Here is a 23,589-nt window from a genome sequence, read left to right on the forward strand (position 1 = left end):
CCGTAACGGATGCTGGCGGCTTAAAACGCGCGTTTGGGTCTGCAGGCTGGTTCTGTGCCGTCTGCTGCGCTTGCTCCTGAGTCTGGCTGCCCGCCTGCTTCTTGCTCTGGTTCTCACCTGTAGCTTGCGCCATCTTTAACTCTTTCCTGTATTCATCGCTGCCTGCAACTGCTCCACCACGTTATCTGGCACCATGCCGCGTATATCGCCGCCGTGCCGGGCCACGTCTTTCACAATCGAGCTCGAAATATGCTCGCGTACCGGGTCTGCTGGCAGGAAGAGGGTTTCCACGTTTGCTAGCTGACGGTTCACTAGAGCCATCCCAAGCTCTGCCTCATAGTCGCCGTTCTGCCTCAGCCCCTTCACGATTACGGAGGCGCCCACTTGCGTGCAATAGTCAGTAATGAGACCGCTAGTCGACGTTACTGTAATATTTGGGTAGCCGTCTGCACGCAGGGCCTCGCAAATCATCGAGACGCGCGCGCCTTCCGAAAAGAGCGGTGTTTTGGCCATGTTGACCGCCACTACCACATGGACTTCCTGGAAGAAAGAAGCGCAACGCTCGATAACATCCAAGTGGCCTGAGGTCACCGGATCAAAGGACCCAGGGCAAACAGCAATAGTCATACCACCAGCCTACCGCGGAGGGAGGAGAGCCGATCGCTGCGCCCAAGTGTTTGTGTCGCCCTGCCTTCAAACGTCACAATTGCATTGCGTAAGGCAGTTTATAGATTTGAACTTACCACTACTCACGCGCCCGCGGGCTCTACAACAACTCGGCCACCTAATGCGCGGATTACCTTAATTATTGTGTGGTACGAGGGGTTGCTCTCGCGTTCGAGACTCTTGTATAGACTTTCTCGGCCCACTCCCGCTTCTTTTGCAATCTGGCCCATGCCTCGCGCCTTGGCAATATCGCCGACCGCTGCCTGTAAAAGTGCAGGGCCATCCAGTTCTGCAACCGCATTAAGATAATCAATGGCATCTTGTTCATTTCGATATATTCGCTAGCGTCTCAGCGGCTTATGTTTACCATTGTTTACTCTCCTTCAGTTCCTTCAACATGGCTTAGGTAATCTCTCTGTCGCGCTGCTGACTACCCTTGGTGTCACCGCTGTATTTCACAAGATACGTATTGTTGATAGCTGATAGGTTACGCCGCTAAGTTAAGAGTGAGATTGACTGTGTGTTTGATTTCTGTTTGACCATTGCGCAGCTTGCGTATCTAATGCTGATATCTTTATACGTTTTGTACTTTTAGGGGGTTTGCATTTTCAGAATTCGTATACAATGCGATGTATATGAAACTTTGCGACGACGGAAATTGTGAGCACACGAACTGTATCAAGAATAGTGTTGTGTATAGCTCTCAACTCTTGTTAATCTCGGGTGCCCTAGGGGTTGTGATAAAGTTCTGCTTGTAACGAACAGAGGGTTCGCTACAAGTAATAAGGGGAAGGAGGGCCGTTCTTTCAATGAAAACTTTAACGCTGGCTGCAGCACAAGCATACCCCAATAACGGGGGGGGGGGTGCTCTAGGCTAGTTTATTTTGATGCGGCTCTCCTGGCATTTTCAAGTTCAAAAAGGAGAGCGTAGATGTCGTATAAAGACAATCTGGCTGCATTAGAAACCGACAATAGTATTGAAGTGTCGACGGCATACAATCTTGCAAAGCAGCAACTACAGCAGGTGCAGACAGCCAATCTAGAAGGCCCTGATCGTGTGTTGCCCGACGAGTTTAATACAAAGCTAGATCAGCTTAATACGGATTTTTCTCAACAGTTGCCCCAAAAAAAGAGTGAGATTGCTGCTAAAGTCTCTTCTCTAAAAAGTAAACATCTAATTTTCTTACTTGTAAAAATTGCGCTAATCATATTAGGCATTCTGATGTTGATGAATGAGAGCCTTCAGGTATTTGGCTTCGTGTTGTTTATCGCCGGTATAGTCTGCCATTTCATATTTAAAAACATGGACAATTCAGCTTCTGAGCAGTTGGTTGCTGAGTGGGCAGGTTTCTTTAAGCATTTCATCGCTTCCATTGGACAGGCAGAAACTTTGCATGCTCCAGCGACCGGGTTGTACAAGGAAGTTGACGATCTCTATCTGAAGAGCCTGGATGCAACTGCTAGAGGTTTCGAAATGTCGCACAGGCAAATGAAGAAAAACATGGAAGCGCAGAATGAGCAGTCACAGAGAGCGTTAGCTGCGCAAGCAGAGCAGACTCGTCAGATGCAAGAAGGCATGGAAAAGATGACCAGAAAGATGGGACGTCGTTGAGATAATCATGCCAACAGTTGATAAAGAGATGGTGTGCCCCGGATGTGGGGCATCCATCTTGAAAGAAAGCACAGATTGCGAGTATTGCGGTAGAAGAATTGTTTTAACATCTTTAAATGTTAAACAAGTGCGAAAAGCCGCATATCAGGATTCTGCGCGATTTTTGGATCTGTATAAGGATGCTCTGAAAAAGTCTCCGGATAATCCGCAAGTCTTGGCTTCGCTTGGATATACGCTCTTCGATCGGGGCGAATATGGTGAGGCGATTAATAAATTTGAGCAGGCTTCTGCGCAGGGATTCGAAGATGCAGATGTGACTTTCCATATTGCGCTGGCTCGGTTGAAAAGCAAAAAGCCGTTTCAAATTAAATTGAAAGAGGCTGAGCAAATTGTGCAGATGATTGATAACGCAATTGCAATCAACCCGCTCCCGCAGTATTACTGTGCTAAATCGCGAATTATCCGCAAACTCTTTGAGCAGCGCTTTGTGAAGTATGCATGGACTTCCGATGAAGTCATGGCAGAAGCTGAAGCTGCTGGTCTAAGTGAAAGTGATATTACGGATATTGATGCCCTTATCAATGAATAACTGGAGCTATACGTTTTGAGCAGGTGTTCGAGTAAAGAACTCTTTGTGTGTGAATAGATGAACGTTTACTGCTTCAAACTGAACTTATAAAGGAAAGCTATGACTGCTTTTGAAAATACCGATATTGCAAACATTCGTAAAAAGGCCGCAATGCAAGTGTGCGGCATCTTTGACGAGGAAGAAGTTGGCAGGATTGAGCCAATTTCTTACATTGAGCATAGCGGACTCCATACATTTATAACTGTGTGGATGTTCGGCAACAAGAAAATCTATTCTGCAATGTATGAGGGTACTTCTGATGGAACGTGCAGTCCGCTACCGGAAGGGAGAACGTTCTTTGACGTCTATCGCTTTAAAAATATTTCAGATATTCGGCTCGATGTTTATGGATGTGTCATATCCATGAAAACTGGTAAAAAGCTCGAACTTAAAACCAATAATTTGGAAGGGAAAGAATCGTTTATGATGTCTGCTCATGGATTGGTTAGCTTGTGGGATGAGTACGACGATTAGTTTCCATTTTTAATTTTGTAAAAGGTAAAACTAGGAACTTTTTAAGTCAATACGGAATGAAATGGAGGTGTGGAATGGCCTTGTTTGAGACGAATCCTAATGAAAAACAATATGTCGGTGGGCAAAAACACTTTGTGGAAGTGCTTAAAAACCGCTCGAATAACGATACATTAATATATAAAAATCCCGAAGAAGATTTCAACAATGGCAGCACACTCGTTGTAGGCCCCGGTGAACAAGCAATTTTCGTTAATGAAGGCAATATTGAACAGGTTTTTGATACCGGCTCTTTTGCTCTGACTACAGAAAACTACCCCTTCATTTCTCGTCTGCGTAACGCTCTTTCGGGGTCTGTATCTTCTTTCCATTGCTTAGTTTATTTTGTACGTACTGCTACTAGTCGTGAAATCAAATGGGGTACAGAATCGCCCATTAAAGTGTATGACAAAGCGTATGTGGATCAGTTCCAGGGAGTTGGCGTTGAAACTGAGGTACGGGCTAGAGGCGCATACCGTATAAGGGTTACTGACGCTGCTGTATTCTTAACACAGCTCATTGGCAACAACTATGATTTGGCAGATCAAGAATCTTTGCGTGAGTATTTTCGGAATCAATTCCTGGGGCATATAGTAGCGGTTTTAACACGAGAATTGACACGTTGGGAAAGACCTCTCATCGAAGTTCCCGCTAATGTTCTTGAATATGCAGATTATATTCAACAGGAGCTTAAACCAGTTGCTGGGGACTACGGGCTAGATATAGAGAACTTCAGCGTTGCAGCAATTGATATTGTTGATAATGAAGCGCGTCAGAGAGCTCAAGAGCTCATAAGTAAGAATCGCGAGCAGTTCATAGGGAGAATGGCGCAAGGGCAAGGTGAGGCAGCATTTGCGCAGGGGCAGCAGGCAGCTTATCAAACCTATGGAACTAATTACCAACAAGCTCAAGTGCTCAATGCTGTAAACCAAGCTGCAGCGAATCCTGGTTCGGATGGGGGATCTATGCTTGGTGCTGGCTTAGGTTTGACAGTTGGCGCCGGAATGGGGAAAGTGCTCCCCGAAATGGTTAATGATGCAATGAGTGCATCAGGAGGATCCTTACAAGGGAATCAGAATGAGTCAGCAGCAGACTCGGTACAACGTCTTAGTATGTTGAAGCAAATGCTTGAGCAAGAACTCATCACCAGCGAAGAATATGAAGCTAAGAAAAAGGACATTCTAAACCAGATGTAAAGAAGGACCAATATGAAATATATTACTTCAATTATTGCTACACTTTTCTCCTTAATCGGATGTATAGCTTTTGGCACGCAATTATATGGTTATGGTTTTGCTCCGCCTGCCCAGTTCATTGTTATGGTTTTTCTGCTCGGGTTCAACGCGATGATTTGGTTGGCTGATGCTCGGCGAGGAAGTGTTTCAGCTGCTCACAATATGAGTTTGTACCATAGAATAATTGCAGAACAGACCGTTTTCCCTACGGTCGGATATCTTATTCAGGCGTTTATTGCTTGTCTATACTTCTGCGCTTGGAATGTTTCGTGGACTGCTCCAACGGTAGGTTTGCGCGCGTGGCTACCGGCAGGGTTCTTTATCCCTCTGGTTGTTGAATGTGTAGTAACTGCAATCCTGAGCGTCCTTTGGCTATCGAATATTAGAATAAATGCGCATACGATTCAGCAAGAAGCAGTTTACCGGTCACGTTATTCACAACGAGAGCAGCTCAAAGCGTTAGTGATGCAACTGGAATCACGTGTCGACCTGAACGAATCAGAAGCTGCACTGCTAACAAAAAGAATTTGCCGAAAAGTTGATTCACTGCCCTTAGTGCCAAATCCCACAACGGAAGTATTTCGTCAACAAGCAGTGCAAGAAATTCATTCTGTTTTAGGACAACCCGATACGGTACATTCAGATTCACTGCGTCGAATATGGTCAGACTTAAGCAAAGTTAAGTAATCTGCTGAAAGCTTTTGTGACGTTGGATTCCGTGCTAATAGGGTGTATTCTCACGTCCTCGCTGAGACCGACAGCCTCTTGCTTCCTTTTTTCCTTTGTGCATTAGCTCTGTGTTTAACTGCCCGCATTGATGTTGGAGTGTGAACAGGTGCTGGGCGCTGCTTGGTTAAATATTGTGATTTCTGCCGCCATGTAAGCGCGTAGGCCCCTGCTCCCAGCCGAGCTGGGGCCTACGGGTTATTGGGTTGCTGGCTAGTCGGTGATGTCGGTGGAGCGGGCCAGGTCGGTTTCGGAGCGGTATTCGGCCAGGCGCTCCTCTAGGCGGGCGATGGTGTTGCGTAGGGCCTCGGATCCGAGGACCATGTGGAGCGGAATGCTGGGGTCGTCGACGCTTTCGATGATGCGTGCGGCCATCTTGGCAGGGTCGCCAGGAGCTAGTCCGTTGGCAGGATCCAGCATCTTGAGGAAAGCGTGAGTCGGGCCGTCGTATTCGGGCATGAGCTTGGCCATGTGGGCGCTACCGTAGCGGAATTCGGTGCGAGCTCCGCCCGGTTCCACAATCAGGCAGCGGATGCCGAAGGGCTTGACTTCTTGCGCCACTGACTCCACGAAGCCCTCAATGCCGAACTTTGAGGCGTGATACATGGAGTTGCCGGGGTAGGCCACCTGCCCGCCGTAAGATGAAATCTGAATGATAGCGCCCGAAGCTTGCTGGCGCAGGTGGGGTAGGGCAGTGCGGATGACTTGAATGGAACCCAGTAAATTAGTAGACAAAATCTGGTCAATCTGCTCATCGCTCAGCTCTTCTGCGGCGCCGAAAAGCCCGTAGCCCGCGTTGTTGACGACCACATCAATCTTACTGTGGCGCTCGAATGCCTGCCCCACGACTTGGTGAACGGCCTCCACATCGGTTACGTCCAAAATCTGGGCATCAAGCGTATCTGGATACTGGGCCTGGAGGTCAGCAATAGCGTCTATCTTGCGCACAGTCCCAACTACGGTATGTCCCGCGGCCAGCAGCTGCTGAGCCATCTCGCGCCCAAAGCCCGAGCTAATACCGGTGATGAGCCATGTTGTTTGAGTTGCCATGATATTTCTCCTGGTGATTATTACTTATTGGTTGGATTGCTTGTTGATTTGGCGCCGTCTTGTTCACCCTGTTCTCCTTGCGCATCTTGAGCCGCTTGACGCAAGCAACGCAAAGCATTCAAACTGCGCGGGTAGCCAATGAAGGGGATGCCCTGCGAGATGACAGGGATGAGGAAATCCTTGTCGTTGCCTATGCGCAAGTTAGCCCCCGCGTGCGAGACGAGTTGGGGCTCGGCCCCTCCCTGGGCGGCCAAGAAGCAGAAGGTAATGAGTTCGCGCTCTTTGGCGGACAGTCCCTTGCGGGTGTAGTAGTCGCCGAAGCAGTTGCTCGTTAGCCAACGGTTGATGTGCTGGCTGTCTTGCGGGCCCGACTGCCAAAAATTGACCATGTTCTCGCCGAAAATGCCTACCTGCGCCTCAATGCCAGAGCGCAAACGGCTTGCTTCATCCGAATTTGTGGTGGTTTGCGGCTCTAAGGGCAGGCTGATTCCGGCATCTTCCAAAGCTCGATTGGTGGCTTTGAGGAAGGGGAAGACTCGACCGATGCCCAAGTAGGCAACGGCTTGGTAAACTACTTCCTTGATTTTGACCGCTTCTAGGCCGAAATTCAGGGCCGCGGGAAGCATGGCCGTAAACTCGTCAATGCCTTGGCAGCCTAAAAGCATGGCCAAAATAACCATAAACCGGGTGGGGTCGTCGAGCTCAGCTTGGTGGATGACCTCGTCGAATGCGAAGTTGTCGAAGCGCTCGATGAACTCGGGGTCGGTGCGCAAAAAATCGGATTGGTATCCCGGAAACATTCGCTCATGAAAGTCATGGGCGAACTGGGTAATAGCCATAATTCCTCCCTTACCTAGTGCCTGCGTGGCGGGTTTGCCTGCATACATAGGAATGCTAGGGGCAGGAGGTTGGGCAAACAATCTCAATTTTGGCAGGAATTGATAAGTTTTACTTATGGATTGCAGAGCGTGCGCTTCCGTTGATTACAAAGCCTCTAAACCGAGTAACTGAGGTGGGTGCTGTGGGTGTCGAATGGGAGAAAATACACCTTTAACGGCTATCCACTCATTTTCGGTTTGCCTTCAGGCGTTCAGATTCTATTTGGAACTATCCGGGGCGAACTGCTCCTTGAGGATTTGGGCGAAGGCTTCGATGTAGTAGTCGGAGTTGCCTTGGAGCCAGAAGGCGTAGTAGTTGCGCGCTAGTTTGCGCTCGCCGCCCCTCAGCGCTAGTGTCCGGCCTGCCTGCTGCGAAACCTGCCCCTGGCCGCGTTCGTCGAGCAGGAGGTAGCCCTTGTTGGCGGCGACCATCAACTCCGCTTCTTCGATAGATTCGGAAAATAGGTAGCGGCTACCTAGGCCTAAAGCGTCGCGGTAGTAGTCAATTTCGTCTTGGCGCTGGTCCTGACTGGCCACCAGAATGCAGGGCAATTCAGCTATATCGGCGATGGAGACAGTCTCACGAGCTTGGGGGAGTGCCCGCTTGGGCAGGAGAGCAACCAACTGGCTGGAGGTCAGGTATTCGTTGATAAAATGACCGGAGAGCGCCCGCCGCTGGTCGTTAAAAGCGAGATCTATTCGGCCCGAAGTGAGCTGGGAGTAAAGCTGTTCGTGGGTGCCTTGGCTGATGCTCAGGTCAACCTGTGGGAAGCGTTGGGAGAAGGCAGTAACCGCTTGTAAAAGTCGCGCGAGCCGAAGGTCTGCAAGTAGCCGACGCGCAGGGGAGAGCGTGACTGTCTGGCAATCCTGGCCGTCTCTTGGCTGAGCTGATTCACCGACTGCAAAATGGCCTTACTCTGAGTGTAAAAATACTGCCCGGCTTCCGTGAGCTCAAAACTGCGCCCCACCCGCCGCAGCAAGGCTACTCCCAGCTTAGATTCCAAGGCTTTAATCTGCTGGGAAATAGCCGACTGAGAAATCTCGCAGCGCTCAGCCGCCCGCAAAAAATTATGCTCTTCCACCACAGCAACAAAGTAAGTCATGCGCTGAAACACCATCCACTCCCTCTCTGTTGGTGAAAGCAACCTCAGTTGTGAGTAATCACTACAGACAAGAATACTGCGCTGTGGGATGAGGGGGTTGACTTGGGTGGGTATGATAGGGGCATGATGCAGATTATGGATTCTTGGATTGATGAGGAAAGTGCGCCGTTGTCGAGCCCGGAGGAGGGTGGTGGCACGGCCGTTTTGGAGCGCCCCGAGACGCGAGAACAGACCGAGCAGTCCGACACGGGCGATTCTGACCGCTACTCGCACTATGTGTCAGCAGACAAAATCGCTGAGTCTAAGATGACTGGCCGGCCTGTAGTTGCCTTGTGTGGCAAGGTCTGGGTGCCCAAGCATGACCCTTCACAGTACCCCGTTTGCCCCGATTGCAAGCGCATTTACGAGGAGATGAAGCGGGGCGGTTTTTAAGCTAAAGCAGCTGCTCTTGAGTGGGGATAACTGGCTCCCCGCTCAAGAGGCTCATAGCAGCGATAGGCAGTTCGGCTAGGGACTTGGCCCGGTGGTCGCGTGCCCGCATCAAGCCATCAGCCCCAAGGAACTCAGGGTTTGCTTCGCCGTTTTCCATGTAAGAAACTAGCAAGTCGCGCCAATCCTCAGGAGCTTGGAAGGCAGCTAAAGCCTGCGCTGAGCCAGAAATAACATGCTCGGCTGAGGCCAAATTGTATTCGTAAGAGCGGAAGGCTTCCTTGCGTCCGGGCACCGTCGCCTTGTTTTTAGAGCGCTTGGCAACGGGAACCATTGAGCCGTCTGCTCCCTCGCGTTCCACCAGTTTGTAGACCATTGAGCAGGTGGGCGCCCCCGAACCGGTGACCAGCTGGGTGCCCACGCCGTAGGAATCCACCGGGGCCGTTTGCAGGGAAGCAATTGCATACTCGTCTAAATCGTTGGTAACCGTAATGCTGGCCTGGTGAGCGCCGAGTTCGTCGAGCTGGTTGCGCACGCGCTGGGCCAGGGAGGCCAAGTCGCCCGAGTCGATGCGCACGCCGCCCAAGTCGGGTCCGGCCACTTCTACCGCGGTTTTGACTGCATCTTCAATGGAATAGGTGTCGGTCAGGAGCGTGGTGTTTTTGCCAAAGGCCTGAATTTGCGAGACAAAAGCGTCGCGCTCGGAGTCGTGTAAAAGAGTAAAGCAGTGAGCTGCGGTGCCGATGGCGGGCAAATCATAGAGTTTGGCGGCCTGCAAGTTGGATGTGCCCTGGAATCCGCCCACGATTGCTGCGCGGGCTGCCGAGACTGCGGCCCATTCGTTGGCCCGGCGAGCGCCCATATCCATGCAGGGGCGGCCGTTTGCAGCCGAAACCATGCGGGAAGCGGCCGAGGCAACCGCAGAATCGTAGTTTAAAATCGACAGAATCAGCGTCTCAAGTAGGGTGCATTCAGCAAAGCTGCCTTCCACCTGCAAGATGGGGGAGTTGGGGAAGAAGGTCTCTCCCTCCCGGTAACCGCGGATACGCCCGGAAAAGCGGTAGTTTTCCAGCCAGTGCAAGGTGGGTTCGCTCACAATATGGCGGTCGGCCAAGAATTGGATATCGCTAGCTGAGGGCCGAAAATCGCGGACGGCCTCCATAAGCCGCCCGGTGCCCGCTACAACCCCGTAGCGCCGACCTTGCGGCAGGCGGCGGGTGAAAACTTCAAACACGCAGTGGCGCTCCGCAGTGCCGTCTTGCAGGGCAGCATCGAGCATGGTGTATTCGTACATATCGGTCAATAAAGCGGTCGATGCGCCTGCTGATGCACCCATACTCATGCTGACTCCCAGTCTTGTGCGCGCTCGCCCGCGCCTTACGAAAACTCGCTGATGCTTGCAAACAGTGCAGCTCGGTGGGCGTGAGCTTGGAGAGCCGCCTGCATGCTTGCCTCCCAGCTTAGCTGCGCCGGGCGATAGAAGTTGAGCCCTTCACTAGGAGCGGCATGTCTTAGAGCCCCAGCATTCCTCGCCTTTTGTAGCCCTATCTTTGGCTCAGTTCCTGGACTGCTGACCCTCGCTCCTGAGCTTGCCAAGGCTTAGGCATAAGCTGAACCCTATGAGATTTTTGGCCTCGATCTACCGCTTTGTGCTGGTGGCTTTCGCGCTCGCCGGCACTTATCAAGGCTGGCTGAGTGGTTCTGCGCGCGCGTGGATTCCGCTCGACTTTCAAGCCACTTTCTTGCTGGCGGTGGTCATGCTCTGGGCGGCAGCTGCGGCTCTCTTAAAAGGCACGGAGCCCCCGGCTTGGCTCAAGGGTTTTGCTACCCTCTATGCGTTGATTGGTGCTTTGGCGGCTTGGACTTTTGAAGGCTCGGCTGGCTTGCTGGCGGGCCTGCGGGTCTGGGGCATTCCGCTGGCGCTGATGACGCGCGTTTTGGTTCCTGCTATGGCAGTCCTCGACTTCCTCCTATTCGATGCCCACCGGCGCTATCCTTGGCATTTCACGCTCTCATGGATGGCTTACCTGCCTCTATACGCGGCCTTCGTGCTGATTCGTGCGGCCGTCTGGCCTGGCTTGGGTGCTGGCAGTCGGGCGAGCGATTACCCTTACTCTGGCATAGATTTGGCTGCCTTAGGTTGGGAGCGATTCGTGATAAACGCCGCCCAATATTTGGTGGCCTGCTTCGCTCTGGGCTTAGCGCTCTTCCTCATTGACCGCATAATGCCCAAACGCACGGCCCTCACCGTGTAAGCATTCGTACAACGGCATACCTATATATAAAGTAAGAACTATTGGTTGGTATTGAGCGCTAATCAAGCGCAAGCGGAAGGCAACACTATGGTGGCAATTGCAGATATGCTCTCTCAAGACACGGTTGTGCGCCCAGACGGGCGGGCAGTCGACGAGCTGCGCCCGGTGCGCATTACGCGCGGTTGGACCCAGGCCCCCGAAGGCTCCGTGCTGATTGAATGCGGTAATACGCGCGTCTTGTGCACGGCCTCCTTTACGCCCACCCTGCCCCGCTGGCGCAAGGATTCCGGCCTAGGTTGGGTTACGGCAGAATACGCCATGCTGCCTCGCGCTACTTCTGACCGCACCTCTCGCGAATCGGTGCGCGGCAAGGTAGGAGGGCGCACGCAGGAGATTTCTCGCTTGATTGGGCGCTGCCTGCGCGGTGTGGTGAACATGAAAGCCCTTGGCGAGAACCAAGTTCAGATTGACTGCGATGTGCTACAAGCAGACGGCGGCACTCGCACCGCTTCGGTCACTGGTGCATACATTGCTTTAGCCGATGCCTTGGCTTGGGCCGAGCACAAGGGCCATATTAAGAGCGCTGAGAAAGCTCTCGGCTCGCAAATTTCCGCCGTCTCAGTAGGTATTATCGACGGTAAGCCCATGCTTGACCTGCCCTACGTAGAAGACAGCAGGGCTATGACCGACATGAACGTGGCCATGACGGGAACCGGCGAATTCATTGAGGTTCAAGGCACAGCCGAGCACCAGCCTTTCAATCGTGAAGAGTTGAACGCCCTACTCGATTTAGCAACCAAAGGCAATAAAGCCCTCCAAGCTATGCAACGCAAGGCTTTGGCAGCCGAGATCGGGCAAGTAGTGTCATCCGAGCAGGCAGAAGGTTAGTCATGGCGCAAGATAAGGCTAGGCGAATCGTCGTCGCCACGCATAATGAGGGCAAGCTGGGCGAGATGCGCGCTATCTTGCAAAAAAGTTTGGACGCGGTCGCAGCTGATCGAGATGAACAGATGGCTGAGTTTACACTGGTTTCGGCCGGCCAGCTTGGTCTTCCCGACCCAGTTGAAACGGGCGTGACCTTTGAACAGAACGCCCTGCTCAAGGCCGAGGATGTGGCCAAACGCACGGGGCTTCCGGCGCTCGCCGATGATTCGGGGCTGATTGTTGACGTGATGGGTGCCGCTCCGGGCATTCTTTCGGCACGCTGGTCCGGGGTTCACGGCGACGACAAAGCCAATGTGCGCCTGCTGCTGGCCCAATTGCAAGACTTGCCTGTCAACAAGCTGGGCGCTCAGTTCGTATGCGCTGCTGCCCTTGTTTTGCCTACGGGAACGGGGCAAGAAGTGGTTGCCGAACAAAGTAAGCCCACTGAATTTATTCGCACAGGCCGTATGGCGGGCCATATTATCCATGAGCCGCGCGGTGAACAGGGCTTCGGCTACGATCCGATTTTTGTGCCCGACGACCAGCCTCAGCGTGCTCTTGAAGCAGGAATAGAGCTGACCTCAGCTCAGCTGAGTGCGCAAGAAAAGAATGCAATATCTCACCGAGGTAAGGCTCTCAAGGCGATTATGCCTACGCTCGTATCTGCCCTACTATAACCCCTCCGCGCCGGTTTATTCCCACACTTCGCGCAAGGCTCTATTTTTGTATTCCACCACTGGCTCTCTACACTAGTAGGTAGAGCTAGCGCCGGAGCTCAGCTTTCTTGCAGAAAGCGAACACGGCGCGTAAACCAAAACTGGCGCGGCTTGCCAGTGAAGGGTGGAGAGATCAGTGAAGAGCAGAAAATTCTCCTGGCACAGACTTATGTGCGCGCTGGTTGCATGCGTAGGTGTGTGCTCTATATTTATGATTCCAAGCCTGAATTCGAGCCCACTAACGCCGCAGGCTTACGCAGATTCCGTTGATTCGACACCAGCAGATCCAAAGCCTGTGCTGTATCGCATGTTGGCTTATAACAGCCGAATGGATACGCAAAATGATGAGCTACGCATGGATTTCGTGCTTCGTTTGGCTCACGGGCAGATGGATCCCAACTGTGTTCCAGAGGGGCAGCATGACGACACGGGTAAGTGCGGTCTTTCCTTTGTTTACGCTTTTTGGGCAGTTAATGACAACCCGTATTGGTATTTTTCGAGAGCCAAGTACTTAAATACGATGGGTGAAGACGGTGCTGCCCGCTGGGCCGCCAACCAAGCCCAGTACTACACGATTCATCAGGTTGAAAACTCTGGAAAATACGACTATTTGACCATTTCCCTAGTGGGCGATGTGAACTATCCGGATGCTTCCACTTCTGGTAACTACGATAGCTCGGATACCGATCGTGTGGACTACAAGCAGGTGGGTGGAGCGAAACTCAATCAATTCGTCTACGCTATAGCAGGTAAGGATTATGCCTTATGGAATAAAGGCATCGATACGCTCTATTTGAATCCATCTCAAGAATTTGACTCTCGCTTTGTGACCAATATTGCTCAAGACTATCCGGCGTATGTATATTCGCCCGAGTGTGGTATTGGCAGCGCTGGTGGTGCTTGCAATGGGCCCATGTCGTTTGTGGGTTGGGATGCTTACCCCACACTCTTTAGCGGAGGTCAAGCTAACTGGGGCATGGTGGCAGATTATGGCTTTAAAGGCCACAGTGCGCCCGGGATTGCACCGCCAAAGTCATTCTTCGTATACTGGTACAACCCGGCTCGTAGCTATACGGATAGCTCAGGGCCTTATCCGTGCTCGCGCAACACTTCCTTCTATTATCAGTGGATTGGACTTAAAGAGGGCAAATATTGGGAGCCTGTAACTTCTCTTACCCCAACTGCCCAGCGGGTTGACGGCCAGCATCCGATAGGGCCGGGAACGCCTCCTGAGATGACTAACACGTGGCCGGCCTTCAACGAGCCGGCCCAAAACGGCAAGACCAATAATTTGATGGCTCCCGGGCCCGGAAACGGTGGGCAAAATGCTCAGCTGCCTGATGGCTCCATCAACTTTGAAATTGCCAAGCAACAAGACCATCTCGACGGCTATTTCAAGCTGGTTACTTGGCCTATCACTACCAACGCTGATGGCTCCACTACCGGTTGTGCGACTGCCAGCAACAAGGAAGCCTACAATCCGGACGCGGGCATTACCGCAAGTATGTCTCAGGCCGAGATTGCTAGCAGGATCAACACGGGTTGGACTATCGATACGGTGATGAGCCGTTACCAGATTCCTCGCCCAGACCCACCTACCATCAGTCAGCCGACCCAAGACAGTTATGTGAACAACTCAACGGTGACGGTCACTGGCACTGCGACGGTTGGACATGAAGCTGCCAACAATGGTAACCCTGAGCGTCGTTACATGGTCACGCTCTTTGCTGAGGATCCTTCACATCCCATTCAAGACTCCACCAGCCAAGGAGCTAACGATTACAACAGCAGGGGAGTGGAGATTGGCAGCACAGAAGTTGATGACCAAGGCAACTGGTCTATTGTGGATGCCAACACGATAGTCGATGGTAAAGCCAACATAGACGGCAGTTCCCGGCGTTACCATGCATACTTAACTGAGTTGAATTCGGGGCAAACTCTTACATCGGACTTTTCCAATATTGTGCGGGTCTACTTTTACACAGCTCCAGACCCGGCTCCGACTGTGGTGCATCTGACTATGCCTCACACGGTCGATGGTCAACTGCCAGCGGGCTCCACCGGTCAAGTAGACGGTGCTCTCCACCCAACTCACAATGGCTCCAGTCTCCAAGTAGAGGCTCTGCCGGTGGCTAATCCCTCAGCCACACCAATAGCGGTGAGCAGCCAACCCAACTTTGGCACCTCGTCTACTCAATGGCAGGCCAGTATTAGCAATCCCAGCGGTTTTCAGCCGGTTTCGGGAGATAATCGCTACGTGTTCCGGGCTTGGCTACAGACTATTAATGGTTTGCGCTCGCCCTTGGGCTCGCAGATTTTCGAGATTGATATGGTCCCGCCCAAGCCTGGCATAGTTATGGCCAGCAACAGGGTAGTCTCGGGTCGAGCAACAGTGAGTTCAGCGCCGGGAGCTGGTCCGCAGCAGGGCGGTTTTGTAGTGGTGACTTGGCCAGACGGCAGTAATTCGGGGAAGGTGAACATTGCTAATGATGGCACTTGGAGCGTTCCTGTTCCTTCTGGCATGACTACTAACGGCACTGTGGGGGTGAGGGCTACCGATGTGGCGGGTAATGAGTCTGCACTCGAAACACGCGGTATAGAACCCATCCCTCGGATCATGGCCATACCACTTGCAGGAGCTGTGCCTTGGCACCAGATTGCTGCTAGTGCGCTCATAGCTGGGTCTGCTGTATTGCTTGGGCTCACAGCGCTTATATACAAGCGTCGTCGTGATAACAAAAGCTTGCATTTTTAGCGAGTAATATTGAGGAGAGAAGATATGAACATACGAAATGTGATGCGTAGGGGAGCCGGCATGCTTGCCACGGCTGCAACCCTAGTGGGAATCTCTTTGCTAGGAGTTTCCACTGCTGCAGCAGATGTCGAAGTGCCCAATCCCGACCTGAAAACGACCAACGCTTCGATTGCTATTAACGGTAGCAACGATGCCATTCAGGGCCATAGTTACAGGGCCTTACGGGTGGGTATATACGTGAGCGCCAACGTAGATAATACCGGCAGCGGCGGCAAGCTCACCTCGATTTCGGTGGGCACCGATGCCGATGCGAAGCCGATTGCTACTAGCGCTCTTAACCAGATTGACCCCTCTGCTCCCGCTCCTGCTTTCGTCGACAATCCGGTGGGTGAGGTGTCCTCAAGATGGCTGGGCTTTGCTTCCCAGGGCGGAGTAGGTGTCTCGCAAGAAGACAAGACTTCTAATAGTCGCGACCAAGCTTACGCAGGCAAGTTGCGTAATTTCGTTACTAATTTCGTCTCTGACTCCCGTTTCAACGCTCTGCTGACTAGTAAGGGTGTTTCTACGACGGCAAGCAGTGCTCCAGGTATGTTCAACAACCTGCCGCAGGGCTTGTATATCATCGTGGATACCACGGCTTCGGGTGGCAACTATTCCAATTCCATCCCCATGCTGGTAGGCACTGCTGTGGGTGTGACCGCAAGCTTCCAGGGCTACACGCAGTTTAAGAACGAGACTTCGCCCACGGCTCCCATCTTGGGCAAGATAGAGGTCAAGAACGATCAGCCCACGGTCGCGAAGAAGGCTGTGCAAGACCCAACTATGGGCTCTTCTGCTTCCATTGGCGGGTATGTACAATACGAGATTACCGGCAATGTACCGCTCACGACTGGCTATACATACTATCAATATCTTTTGCAAGATAAGCCGGGTTCCGGGCTCAAGTTTGCGCGCGACCAAAACCACCCTGTGACGGTTACTTCCGGGCCTGCGGGCGGCACTCAGACCAGCATTGTTGAGCAAAATGGCGGCACGGCGGGCTTTGTAGTAGATGCACACGGCGATGGTTCGGTTGACTTCAACCTTTCGCCTGTAATTACCAGCCTCAAGTTTGGTGACACCATCACCGTGAAGTACTACATGCAGCTCACCGATGATGCGGTCAACGGCGTGGCTAAGAATGACGTGCAGCTGGCTTATTCGAACGATCAGCGCAATCAGCCCACCGATAATCAGGGCAACGGCGGTTCTCATAACAGTTTCGCGCTGCCTAACCAAGTCGCTGCCAACGCCTACTTCTACCACTTTGAGTTGAGCAAGCAGGCCAAGTCCGACAACCGTGATTTGACTGGTGCCAGCTTCTCGGTCAAGGTCAAGGGCACGGCGGACGCCCTGAAGTTTAAGCAGGTTAAAGACGCGCAAAACGTGGCGATTCCGGGACGCTACAAGCTCGTAGCAGACCAGAACACGAACGCCGATGACCTCTTGCTGGTGTCTGACGGCTCCTATGCGGGCACCCACCCAGACCAGGCAGTGCCCACAGGCCACCTCTTCGTCGACGGCTTGGGTGCTGGCGAATACACGGTTTCCGAGATTAACCCGCCAGCGACCTTCTCGGGCATGTTCAAGCCCTCCTTCGATGTGAAGATTACCCCCGACAGCACTTCAAACCACCCGCAGCTCACCAATGCGGGCGACGCTTGGGATTTGGTGTCTGCCGGTTCTTGGACCTATACGGCCACTGACCCGGTTGCCGTTTCGCCGTCCACCGGTTCCCACGCCATCGTGGTGCTCAACGTCTCCTCGCTTTCCCAGCTGCCTATGACCGGCGGTGCGGGCATTATCCTAGCGGTTATGATTGCCCTGATTGCGCTGGTGTTGGCCGGCGTGCTCTTCGCCTTCAAGCGCAGGCGGGATGCGGGGCAAATCTGAACTTTCAATCGGCACTCTTCCCTCCAAATGGCCAGCAGGAAGGCCCCCATAAGCCCCGGCATAGCAAAGCAGATTGGCTCTTACGAGTGCTTATCACCTTGTGTTTGGCTGTGGCCTTGGGTGCCCTCCTGTGGATTCCTGCTACTCAATTGCGCCATGCGTGGCAAGAGCGGCAGGAGGTGAACCGGGCGAGCGAACGGGTTGCCGCTTGGCCTCAGGGGCGCATAGCCCAGGAGTTCGAGCGTGCTCAGGCCTATAACCGCACCATTGCGACCGGAGACCAAGGTGTGTTAGGGGAGGCGCCAGATCCCTTTCTCCCCGCTCAGGCTTCGGGCTCAAGTGGGGCTTCGCTGGCCTCGCGCGACCGTGACTACCAGCAGGCCTTGGATACGGGCGATGGGCTGATGGGCTCCATTCGCATTCCTAAGATTTCCGTCAATATGCCCATCTACCATGGCACTTCCGACCGTTCTCTCTCCTTGGGCGCGGGCCACTTGTACGGCACCAGCCTCCCGGTCGGAGGTGCCTCTACTAACGCCGTCATTACTGGCCACCGAGGCTTGCCAGGAGCTCTACTCTTTACTCGCCTAGACGAGCTCAAAACCGGAGATGTGTTCTACGTTAATACGCTAGGTCGCACCATGGGCTACCGGATTGAAGGCATTCATGTGGTCGACCCAGACGATGCCCATTTTTATACGGTGGTGAAGGGCCAAGATTTGGTCACGCTCATGACCTGCACTCCCTACGGAGTCAACACGCAGCGTTTGGTCATAACGGGCCGTAGGGCTCCCATTCCGCGCAGTATTCCCGAGCCCGAGCATGGACCTCAAGATGCCCTCCTACGATCTTGGGCCATTGGCTTGTTTGCTGGCATTATAGGGATTATTGCCCTAGCTTGCTGTCAGCGACGCGAGATGGTAGTTCGCCACCGCAGGATTTCTCGTGGGAGTCACAGTGCCTAGTCTCAGCCAATAGCAGTGCTTTCTCAGTCTGCCGGGCGCCTGCATGCTCAGTCGTTCTGTATACTGCTTATTCTACGAGCGTAGAGTTTTTGCCATCGTTGAGAAGATGTGGTTAAATGTTACTACCGATTTATTTAAGCTTTTTGGGCAATGTTAGGTCGCTCAAACGGTTAAGGGAAATCGGTGCCCGGAATGGGGCGGATTGGCAGCTATCGGGGGATGCTATTGGTCTGCCCCACCGGATTGGATTTTCTCCCACTTTTTGCGTTTCGCATTCTTCTATTCAGACCTGAGGTTGTGTTACATTAAATAAGCACCATTGCTCTGCGCACGTGGCGGAATTGGTAGACGCGCAAGATTTAGGTTCTTGTGACTACGGTCGTGGGGGTTCAAGTCCCCCCGTGCGCACTTGGTTCATCGACCAACGAGGGTTGAGTTTCTCCTTCTTTACGCACTTTGTACTGCTTTATTGCGAGCGTTTCAAGATATGCCCAAATCAGGCTAAAAATGTGGGATATGTAAGATAATACGAAAGTACCAGACTTGAGAGCCACTTGACAGAATCGAACTGTCGACCTTCTCATTACGAGTGAGACGCTCTGCCAACTGAGCTAAAGTGGCCTGTGTATCTGCTCGAATGCCCACCACATTCCACGTGGGTGCTATCAAGCGACAACAATAGAAAATTGTAGCTTACACTCTCGATTTGTCGAATTGGCGGGTTGCCCAGCGCGGCATGTACGGACACCTTGCGAGAATAGGGGCATGACTTTGGATGATTTTTACGCCATTATTCCAGCCGGGGGAGTGGGCACCCGCCTGTGGCCGCTGAGCCGAAAAGCGCGGCCCAAGTTCCTCTTCGACCTGCTGGGCCAAGGGCAGACCATGATTCAGGGCACCTTTGACCGTCTTGCTGGCATTTGCGGGGCTGACCACATCGTGGTGTCGACCGGCGCCCAGCATGTAGATGCGGTGCGCACACAGCTTGAAGATTTGGGTTCGGATGCGATTTTTGCCGAGCCGGTGCCTCGCGATTCCACTGCTGCCATCGCTTTAGCAACGGCCGTTCTGGCCCGCAGGCATGGAGACCAGATTGTAGTTGGCTCCTTCGCGGCCGACCATGTCATTCGCGACAACGACGCCTTCGCCATGTCGGTGCGCCAGGCTGTTGCCGCCGCCAGGGCCGGGTATGTGGCCACTATCGGTATCGCTGCCTCCCGCCCCTCTACTGCTTTTGGATACATTCATCAGGGGCGCTCGCTGGCTCAAGATGTGCCAGACGCTGCTGATGCCCGCTTAGTGACTGAGTTTGTAGAAAAGCCTGACGCTGCTACTGCTCAGGCCTATCTTGCCACCGGCGAATATCGTTGGAACGCTGGTATGTTTGTGATGCGCGCAGGCGTTGTGCTTGACTGCCTCAAGCAGTATCGGCCTAATTTGTATGCTTCGGTTATGGCTATTGCTCAGGCTTGGGATCGGGGCCCTCAAGAGCGGCAGGTAGCTATGGACGAGCACTGGGCCGGTATTGAGAAGATTGCCTTTGATTACGCAGTGGCCGAGCCCTTGTCTGTGGCTGGCGGCGTGGCAGTAGTTCCCGGTGGTTTTGGCTGGGATGACATCGGCGATTTCAATTCGGTAGCCGCTCTTCTGCCCTCCTCCAGCCAGAGCAATATCAAGATTTTGGGCGATAGTGACTTGGTGAGCTACTTAGATTCGGCTGGTGATGTGGTCGTGCCAGCAGCCGGGCGCACTGTGGCTCTGCTGGGTGTGAGCGACATGGTGGTGGTCGATACGCCCGATGCTCTGCTCATAGCCCCCCGCGCTCGCAGTCAGGAAGTTAAAGATATGGTTTCCAAGCTTTCGGAAGACGGCCAAGAGAGCATTCTGTAAGGCGCGCTCAGTCAAGACATTAGGTAGAGAAAGCCGAGAAGGTAGCGAAAGGTGGGCAGGTGAATCAGCAGCTAGGCAGCGCTCGGGGTTCGGCCGCGCCCGCTGTCTCTGAGCAGGGCGCTCAAGATACTCAAGCTGAGTCCGCTGAACTCACTGCATCCGCTGAGTCCAACGCGTTATCCAAACCCGCGCGGTCTGCCAAGCCCAGAAACATACGGGTAGAGGCCCTGCGTTTGGTGGCAATTCTCGGCATCTCAGTATTTCACGTGTTCACACCCTGGTTCTTTGGCATCACCCACCCGCTACCAGCTGGACTAGCTCCGGGTCTGCCAGTAGATTCGAGTGCGCTCACTGCGCTGGCCAACACTCCCTGGGCCCTCTGGCTCTTGAGTTTTTTGGCACTCTTAGGTGCCTTGGGCAACCATGTCTTCTATATGATTTCCGCCCTCTATCTTGTGCCCTCTATCGCCCGGCAGGTGGGCACGCAAGGCTACTGGCGTCGCCAATTTCGGGCCGCTGCCCGCCGCTGCCTCGCGGTGTTTGCTGCCCTCGCGCTCTATGCGCTTATCTTCATGGCTATCAACCACTTTGTGGTCGAAGTGCCGGGCGCGGGGAGCCTGTGGTGGCTGAGTTCCAACCTCGAATTCATTTGGCTCTATGCCCTCTTTATGCTTTTGGCTCCCATCTGGGCCTGGCTCTTGCGCTCTGTTGGCGGCAAAACTTGGGCCCGCGCCGCCTTCTGTCTCATAGTCATAGCCGTTTATACTCTCAACTTCTATATTGCTTTTGTGGCCCAAGGCGATGCTAGCCAGCGCGGACTTTTGGATTGGCGTAAGCAAATGAGCGCGCTCACCTACTTGGTCTCCTTCGCTTTGGCTGGGGCCCTGTCTTGGCGCATTGCACAGCATCAGGTCTTGGCTGCGGGCAAGTCCAGTGCTTTGAGTTCCTCGCGTTTATGGGGATGGGCTCTAGTCTTGCTCCTGCTGGCTACGCTGGCAATTACCGGCATGCTGGCCATGAGCGGCAACCGCGCGGGCTTGTATAACCTGTCATTTAAGTCAACCTCGCTCCTGTCTTTCCTGCTGGCTTTGAGCGCGACTTTCTGGTGTTCCATTCGACCGCAATTCCTGCAAACTGCCTCTCCCGGCTTTACTTCTCGGGCGGTGCAAGCGCTGGCCTCGGGCATCTTAGGCTTTTATATTGTGCAAGCGCTGGCCTATGGTCTCTGGGATCCCTTCTGCGCTCGCTTGTTGGCCCAAGTGCTTGCTTCTGGTTCACTGCTGGCTTTTATTGCTGCTGGTGTCGCTTTTGCTTGCAGTTTCGCCCTTATCGTGGCCGTGATCGACCGTTGGTTCCGGCAGCCGCTCTTGCGTTTGGTGGGCCTGAGCAAATAGAACAGAGGCAAAAGAATCGAGTAGGGGAGCATCCCAACGGGCGCGTTTTGCTATTTTGTGTTCTTCTGTCCTCTTTTGTGAGTACCGTGTAAGGGGTAGCACAAAGGGTTCGCTCGGCCTACGGAGGCTGGCGGACGACGCGTTTGTCTATGAAAGGACCAACAGATGGCCATCAATCCTCCAGTGGATGCAACCAAGACCCCAGCTTGGGCCCAGTTGCAGCAGCATTTCAACGATTTGCAGAGCGAGGGCATCAATCTGCGCCGTTGGTTCGCCGCAGACCCTGAGCGCACCTCCAAGCTCTCTTTCGACGCTGGCGACCTGCACTTCGATCTATCCAAGAATCTGATTCAGCCCGAAACCCTGCAACTCTTTGCCCAGCTGGCAAAAGATGTCAAGCTCGACGAGCGTATTGAGCAGATGTATACAGGCGCCCATATCAACAACACTGAAGATCGCGCTGTGCTCCACACGGCCCTGCGTCGCCCCGAAGCAGACAAGGGCGAGCTCATGGTCGACGGGCAGGATGTGATTAGTGATGTGCGCGAGACCTTAGATCGTATTTACGCTTTCGCCAACCAGGTGCGTTCTGGCGAGTGGAAGGGCGTGACTGACAAGAAGATTGAGACCGTCGTCAACATCGGCATCGGTGGCTCCGATTTGGGCCCCGTTATGGTTTACGAGGCTCTCAAACCATACGCAGATGCCGGCATTAGCGCCCGCTACGTCTCCAACATCGACCCTAACGATTTGGCTGAGAAAACCCGCGATCTCGATCCCGAGACCACGCTCTTTATCGTTGTTTCTAAGACTTTCACCACTCTCGAAACGCTCACCAATGCCCGCGATGCCCGTACTTGGCTGCTCAACAAGCTCCAAGACCAAGGCGCTATTGACGGTTCCGACGAGGCCCGCACCGAGGCTGTGAAGCGTCACTTTGTGGCCGTTTCCACTGCTCTCGACAAGGTTGAGGACTTCGGTATTGACCCCAAGAATGCTTTCGGCTTCTGGAACTGGGTGGGCGGCCGCTATTCGGTTGATTCTGCCGTCGGCACTTCGCTGGCCGTGGTCTTTGGGCCCGAGCGCTTTGAGGAGTTTCTAGAAGGCTTCCATGTGATTGATACCTACTATCGCACCACGCCTTTTGAGCGCAATGTAGTGGCTCTGATGGGCTTGATGAACGTGTGGTATGTCAACTTCTTTGGCGCACATTCCCACGCCGTCTTGCCTTACAACCAGTACCTGCACCGCTTCCCGGCCTACCTCCAGCAGCTCACGATGGAGTCCAACGGTAAGTCCGTGCGCTGGGACGGCACCCCTGTCACCTGCCAGACCGGCGAAATCTACTGGGGCGAGCCCGGCACCAACGGCCAGCATGCCTTCTACCAGCTCATTCACCAAGGCACCCGCCTCATTCCTGCCGACTTCATTGCCTTCGCAAATACCGCCAACCCCACCAAGGACGGCGACCAAGACGTGCACGAGCTCTTCTTGGCCAACTATTTTGCACAGACTAAGGCTCTGGCTTTCGGCAAGACGGCCGACGAAGTGCGCGCTGAAGGTACGCCCGAGGCCATCGTGCCCGCCCGTGTCTTCACCGGCAACCGCCCCACCACATCCATCTTCGGTGAGGCACTGACCCCTTACGCGCTCGGCGAGCTCATCGCTCTCTACGAGCACATCACCTTTACTGAAGGAACCGTTTGGGGCGTTGACTCCTTCGACCAGTGGGGCGTAGAACTGGGCAAGAAGCTGGCCCAGGAGATTACTCCGGCTATCTCTCAAGATGACGTGGCGCTCTCCCAGCAAGATCAGTCCACCAAGGCTCTGATTAACTTCTACCGGGTCCACCGCCACTAAGGCGATTGGGCTAACTGAGCTCAGGGCTTGCCGGCTTTTGCATGGCAAGCCCTGAGCTTTT

At 53.6% G+C, this 23,589-nt stretch carries 21 protein-coding genes, 2 tRNA genes and 1 pseudogene; 16 read left to right on the plus strand and 8 right to left on the minus strand.

Annotated features, from left to right (window positions below; all coding sequences use genetic code 11):
- Positions 1–135: 135 nt before the first annotated feature.
- Together coaD and R8377_RS01605 are read right to left on the minus strand one after the other, a co-directional pair.
- Complete coding sequence (gene coaD, locus R8377_RS01600) at positions 136–627, minus strand: pantetheine-phosphate adenylyltransferase (protein WP_317643225.1); 492 nt, start codon at positions 625–627, stop codon at positions 136–138.
- A 122-nt stretch (positions 628–749) separates the two neighbouring features.
- A pseudogene (locus R8377_RS01605) lies at positions 750–1,000 on the minus strand (addiction module antidote protein).
- A gap of 597 nt (positions 1,001–1,597) precedes the next feature.
- On the opposite strand from R8377_RS01605, the gene R8377_RS01610 reads away from it, so the two are divergent.
- From R8377_RS01610 to R8377_RS01630, 5 genes are all read left to right on the plus strand, one after another.
- A complete protein-coding gene (locus R8377_RS01610) occupies positions 1,598–2,278 on the plus strand; it encodes a hypothetical protein (protein ID WP_317643226.1) in 681 nt (226 codons plus the stop codon).
- A 7-nt stretch (positions 2,279–2,285) separates the two neighbouring features.
- Positions 2,286–2,867, plus strand: a complete 582-nt coding sequence (locus R8377_RS01615; RefSeq protein ID WP_317643227.1) for a tetratricopeptide repeat protein — start codon at positions 2,286–2,288, stop codon at positions 2,865–2,867.
- A gap of 99 nt (positions 2,868–2,966) precedes the next feature.
- Positions 2,967–3,380: a hypothetical protein gene (locus R8377_RS01620; RefSeq protein WP_317643228.1), complete on the plus strand. Its 414-nt coding sequence runs from the start codon at positions 2,967–2,969 to the stop codon at positions 3,378–3,380.
- 74 nt (positions 3,381–3,454) lie between these two features.
- Positions 3,455–4,612 carry an SPFH domain-containing protein gene (locus tag R8377_RS01625; RefSeq protein ID WP_317643229.1) on the plus strand — a complete coding sequence of 386 codons (1,158 nt, stop codon included), beginning with the start codon at positions 3,455–3,457 and terminating at the stop codon, positions 4,610–4,612.
- 12 nt (positions 4,613–4,624) lie between these two features.
- On the plus strand, positions 4,625–5,338 hold the full coding sequence (locus R8377_RS01630; RefSeq protein ID WP_317643230.1) for a hypothetical protein: 714 nt from the start codon (positions 4,625–4,627) through the stop codon (positions 5,336–5,338).
- A 252-nt stretch (positions 5,339–5,590) separates the two neighbouring features.
- Here the strand turns inward: R8377_RS01630 and R8377_RS01635 are convergent, their stop codons facing one another.
- The 4 genes from R8377_RS01635 to R8377_RS01650 form a co-directional block, all read right to left on the minus strand.
- Positions 5,591–6,427, minus strand: coding sequence for an SDR family oxidoreductase (locus R8377_RS01635; protein WP_317643231.1), 837 nt, complete (start codon positions 6,425–6,427; stop codon positions 5,591–5,593).
- Between the two features lie 20 nt (positions 6,428–6,447).
- The gene (locus R8377_RS01640) at positions 6,448–7,227 is read right to left on the minus strand and encodes a carboxymuconolactone decarboxylase family protein (RefSeq protein WP_425605032.1); all 780 of its coding nucleotides are present in this window, start codon (positions 7,225–7,227) and stop codon (positions 6,448–6,450) included.
- Positions 7,228–7,524: 297 nt separating this feature from the next.
- Positions 7,525–8,061: a substrate-binding domain-containing protein gene (locus tag R8377_RS01645; RefSeq protein ID WP_317643656.1), complete on the minus strand. Its 537-nt coding sequence runs from the start codon at positions 8,059–8,061 to the stop codon at positions 7,525–7,527.
- Complete coding sequence (locus R8377_RS01650) at positions 8,058–8,408, minus strand: LysR family transcriptional regulator (RefSeq protein ID WP_317643233.1); 351 nt, start codon at positions 8,406–8,408, stop codon at positions 8,058–8,060. Before R8377_RS01650 ends, R8377_RS01645 begins: the two co-directional genes overlap by 4 nt.
- A 135-nt stretch (positions 8,409–8,543) precedes the next feature.
- On the opposite strand from R8377_RS01650, the gene R8377_RS01655 reads away from it, so the two are divergent.
- Positions 8,544–8,840, plus strand: a complete 297-nt coding sequence (locus tag R8377_RS01655; protein WP_317643657.1) for a DUF3039 domain-containing protein — start codon at positions 8,544–8,546, stop codon at positions 8,838–8,840.
- Between the two features lies 1 nt (position 8,841).
- Here R8377_RS01655 and R8377_RS01660 read toward each other — a convergent pair whose 3' ends face one another.
- The gene (locus R8377_RS01660) at positions 8,842–10,173 is read right to left on the minus strand and encodes a nicotinate phosphoribosyltransferase (RefSeq protein WP_425605033.1); all 1,332 of its coding nucleotides are present in this window, start codon (positions 10,171–10,173) and stop codon (positions 8,842–8,844) included.
- Positions 10,174–10,456: 283 nt separating this feature from the next.
- Between R8377_RS01660 and R8377_RS01665 the strand changes: the two genes are divergently transcribed.
- The 7 genes from R8377_RS01665 to R8377_RS01695 all read left to right on the plus strand — a co-directional run bounded on the left by R8377_RS01665 (position 10,457) and on the right by R8377_RS01695 (position 18,792).
- Positions 10,457–11,092 carry a Pr6Pr family membrane protein gene (locus tag R8377_RS01665; protein WP_317643235.1) on the plus strand — a complete coding sequence of 212 codons (636 nt, stop codon included), beginning with the start codon at positions 10,457–10,459 and terminating at the stop codon, positions 11,090–11,092.
- 87 nt (positions 11,093–11,179) lie between these two features.
- Positions 11,180–11,980, plus strand: coding sequence for a ribonuclease PH (rph, locus tag R8377_RS01670; protein WP_317643236.1), 801 nt, complete (start codon positions 11,180–11,182; stop codon positions 11,978–11,980).
- A gap of 2 nt (positions 11,981–11,982) precedes the next feature.
- Positions 11,983–12,693, plus strand: coding sequence for a non-canonical purine NTP pyrophosphatase (locus R8377_RS01675; protein WP_317643237.1), 711 nt, complete (start codon positions 11,983–11,985; stop codon positions 12,691–12,693).
- Positions 12,694–12,943: 250 nt separating this feature from the next.
- On the plus strand, positions 12,944–15,487 hold the full coding sequence (locus R8377_RS01680) for an Ig-like domain-containing protein (RefSeq protein WP_317643238.1): 2,544 nt from the start codon (positions 12,944–12,946) through the stop codon (positions 15,485–15,487).
- Positions 15,488–15,511: 24 nt separating this feature from the next.
- A complete protein-coding gene (locus R8377_RS01685) occupies positions 15,512–17,419 on the plus strand; it encodes an isopeptide-forming domain-containing fimbrial protein (protein WP_317643239.1) in 1,908 nt (635 codons plus the stop codon).
- Positions 17,420–17,505: 86 nt separating this feature from the next.
- A complete protein-coding gene (locus R8377_RS01690) occupies positions 17,506–18,384 on the plus strand; it encodes a class C sortase (RefSeq protein ID WP_317643240.1) in 879 nt (292 codons plus the stop codon).
- Between the two features lie 326 nt (positions 18,385–18,710).
- A tRNA-Leu gene (locus tag R8377_RS01695) sits at positions 18,711–18,792 on the plus strand.
- Positions 18,793–18,932: 140 nt separating this feature from the next.
- On the opposite strand, the gene R8377_RS01700 is transcribed toward R8377_RS01695, so the two are convergent.
- Positions 18,933–19,005: transfer RNA gene (locus tag R8377_RS01700), tRNA-Thr, on the minus strand.
- A 144-nt stretch (positions 19,006–19,149) separates the two neighbouring features.
- On the opposite strand from R8377_RS01700, the gene R8377_RS01705 reads away from it, so the two are divergent.
- The 3 genes from R8377_RS01705 to pgi all read left to right on the plus strand — a co-directional run bounded on the left by R8377_RS01705 (position 19,150) and on the right by pgi (position 23,528).
- A complete protein-coding gene (locus R8377_RS01705; RefSeq protein ID WP_317643241.1) occupies positions 19,150–20,274 on the plus strand; it encodes a mannose-1-phosphate guanylyltransferase in 1,125 nt (374 codons plus the stop codon).
- Positions 20,275–20,333: 59 nt separating this feature from the next.
- Positions 20,334–21,668, plus strand: coding sequence for a hypothetical protein (locus R8377_RS01710; protein ID WP_317643242.1), 1,335 nt, complete (start codon positions 20,334–20,336; stop codon positions 21,666–21,668).
- Positions 21,669–21,833: 165 nt separating this feature from the next.
- Positions 21,834–23,528, plus strand: coding sequence for a glucose-6-phosphate isomerase (pgi, locus tag R8377_RS01715; protein WP_317643243.1), 1,695 nt, complete (start codon positions 21,834–21,836; stop codon positions 23,526–23,528).
- The last annotated feature ends 61 nt before the right edge of the window (positions 23,529–23,589 follow it).

Source organism: Bombiscardovia apis (genome assembly GCF_033095945.1).
Classification (GTDB): domain Bacteria; phylum Actinomycetota; class Actinomycetes; order Actinomycetales; family Bifidobacteriaceae; genus Bombiscardovia; species Bombiscardovia apis.

What these genes read in the sequence shown, in the direction of transcription:
- coaD (WP_317643225.1), bottom strand. Translation starts at nt 627, where the DNA reads ATGACTATTGCTGTTTGCCCTGGGTCCTTTGATCCGGTGACCTCAGGC.
- R8377_RS01640 (WP_425605032.1), bottom strand. Translation starts at nt 7,227, where the DNA reads ATGTTTCCGGGATACCAATCCGATTTTTTGCGCACCGACCCCGAGTTC.
- R8377_RS01680 (WP_317643238.1), top strand. Translation starts at nt 12,944, where the DNA reads ATGATTCCAAGCCTGAATTCGAGCCCACTAACGCCGCAGGCTTACGCA.
- R8377_RS01610 (WP_317643226.1), top strand. Translation starts at nt 1,598, where the DNA reads ATGTCGTATAAAGACAATCTGGCTGCATTAGAAACCGACAATAGTATT.
- R8377_RS01675 (WP_317643237.1), top strand. Translation starts at nt 11,983, where the DNA reads ATGGCGCAAGATAAGGCTAGGCGAATCGTCGTCGCCACGCATAATGAG.
- R8377_RS01685 (WP_317643239.1), top strand. Translation starts at nt 15,512, where the DNA reads ATGAACATACGAAATGTGATGCGTAGGGGAGCCGGCATGCTTGCCACG.
- R8377_RS01705 (WP_317643241.1), top strand. Translation starts at nt 19,150, where the DNA reads ATGACTTTGGATGATTTTTACGCCATTATTCCAGCCGGGGGAGTGGGC.
- R8377_RS01655 (WP_317643657.1), top strand. Translation starts at nt 8,544, where the DNA reads ATGGATTCTTGGATTGATGAGGAAAGTGCGCCGTTGTCGAGCCCGGAG.
- R8377_RS01635 (WP_317643231.1), bottom strand. Translation starts at nt 6,427, where the DNA reads ATGGCAACTCAAACAACATGGCTCATCACCGGTATTAGCTCGGGCTTT.
- R8377_RS01660 (WP_425605033.1), bottom strand. Translation starts at nt 10,173, where the DNA reads ATGGGTGCATCAGCAGGCGCATCGACCGCTTTATTGACCGATATGTAC.
- R8377_RS01615 (WP_317643227.1), top strand. Translation starts at nt 2,286, where the DNA reads ATGCCAACAGTTGATAAAGAGATGGTGTGCCCCGGATGTGGGGCATCC.
- R8377_RS01650 (WP_317643233.1), bottom strand. Translation starts at nt 8,408, where the DNA reads ATGACTTACTTTGTTGCTGTGGTGGAAGAGCATAATTTTTTGCGGGCG.
- pgi (WP_317643243.1), top strand. Translation starts at nt 21,834, where the DNA reads ATGGCCATCAATCCTCCAGTGGATGCAACCAAGACCCCAGCTTGGGCC.
- R8377_RS01665 (WP_317643235.1), top strand. Translation starts at nt 10,457, where the DNA reads ATGAGATTTTTGGCCTCGATCTACCGCTTTGTGCTGGTGGCTTTCGCG.
- rph (WP_317643236.1), top strand. Translation starts at nt 11,180, where the DNA reads ATGGTGGCAATTGCAGATATGCTCTCTCAAGACACGGTTGTGCGCCCA.
- R8377_RS01625 (WP_317643229.1), top strand. Translation starts at nt 3,455, where the DNA reads ATGGCCTTGTTTGAGACGAATCCTAATGAAAAACAATATGTCGGTGGG.
- R8377_RS01630 (WP_317643230.1), top strand. Translation starts at nt 4,625, where the DNA reads ATGAAATATATTACTTCAATTATTGCTACACTTTTCTCCTTAATCGGA.
- R8377_RS01620 (WP_317643228.1), top strand. Translation starts at nt 2,967, where the DNA reads ATGACTGCTTTTGAAAATACCGATATTGCAAACATTCGTAAAAAGGCC.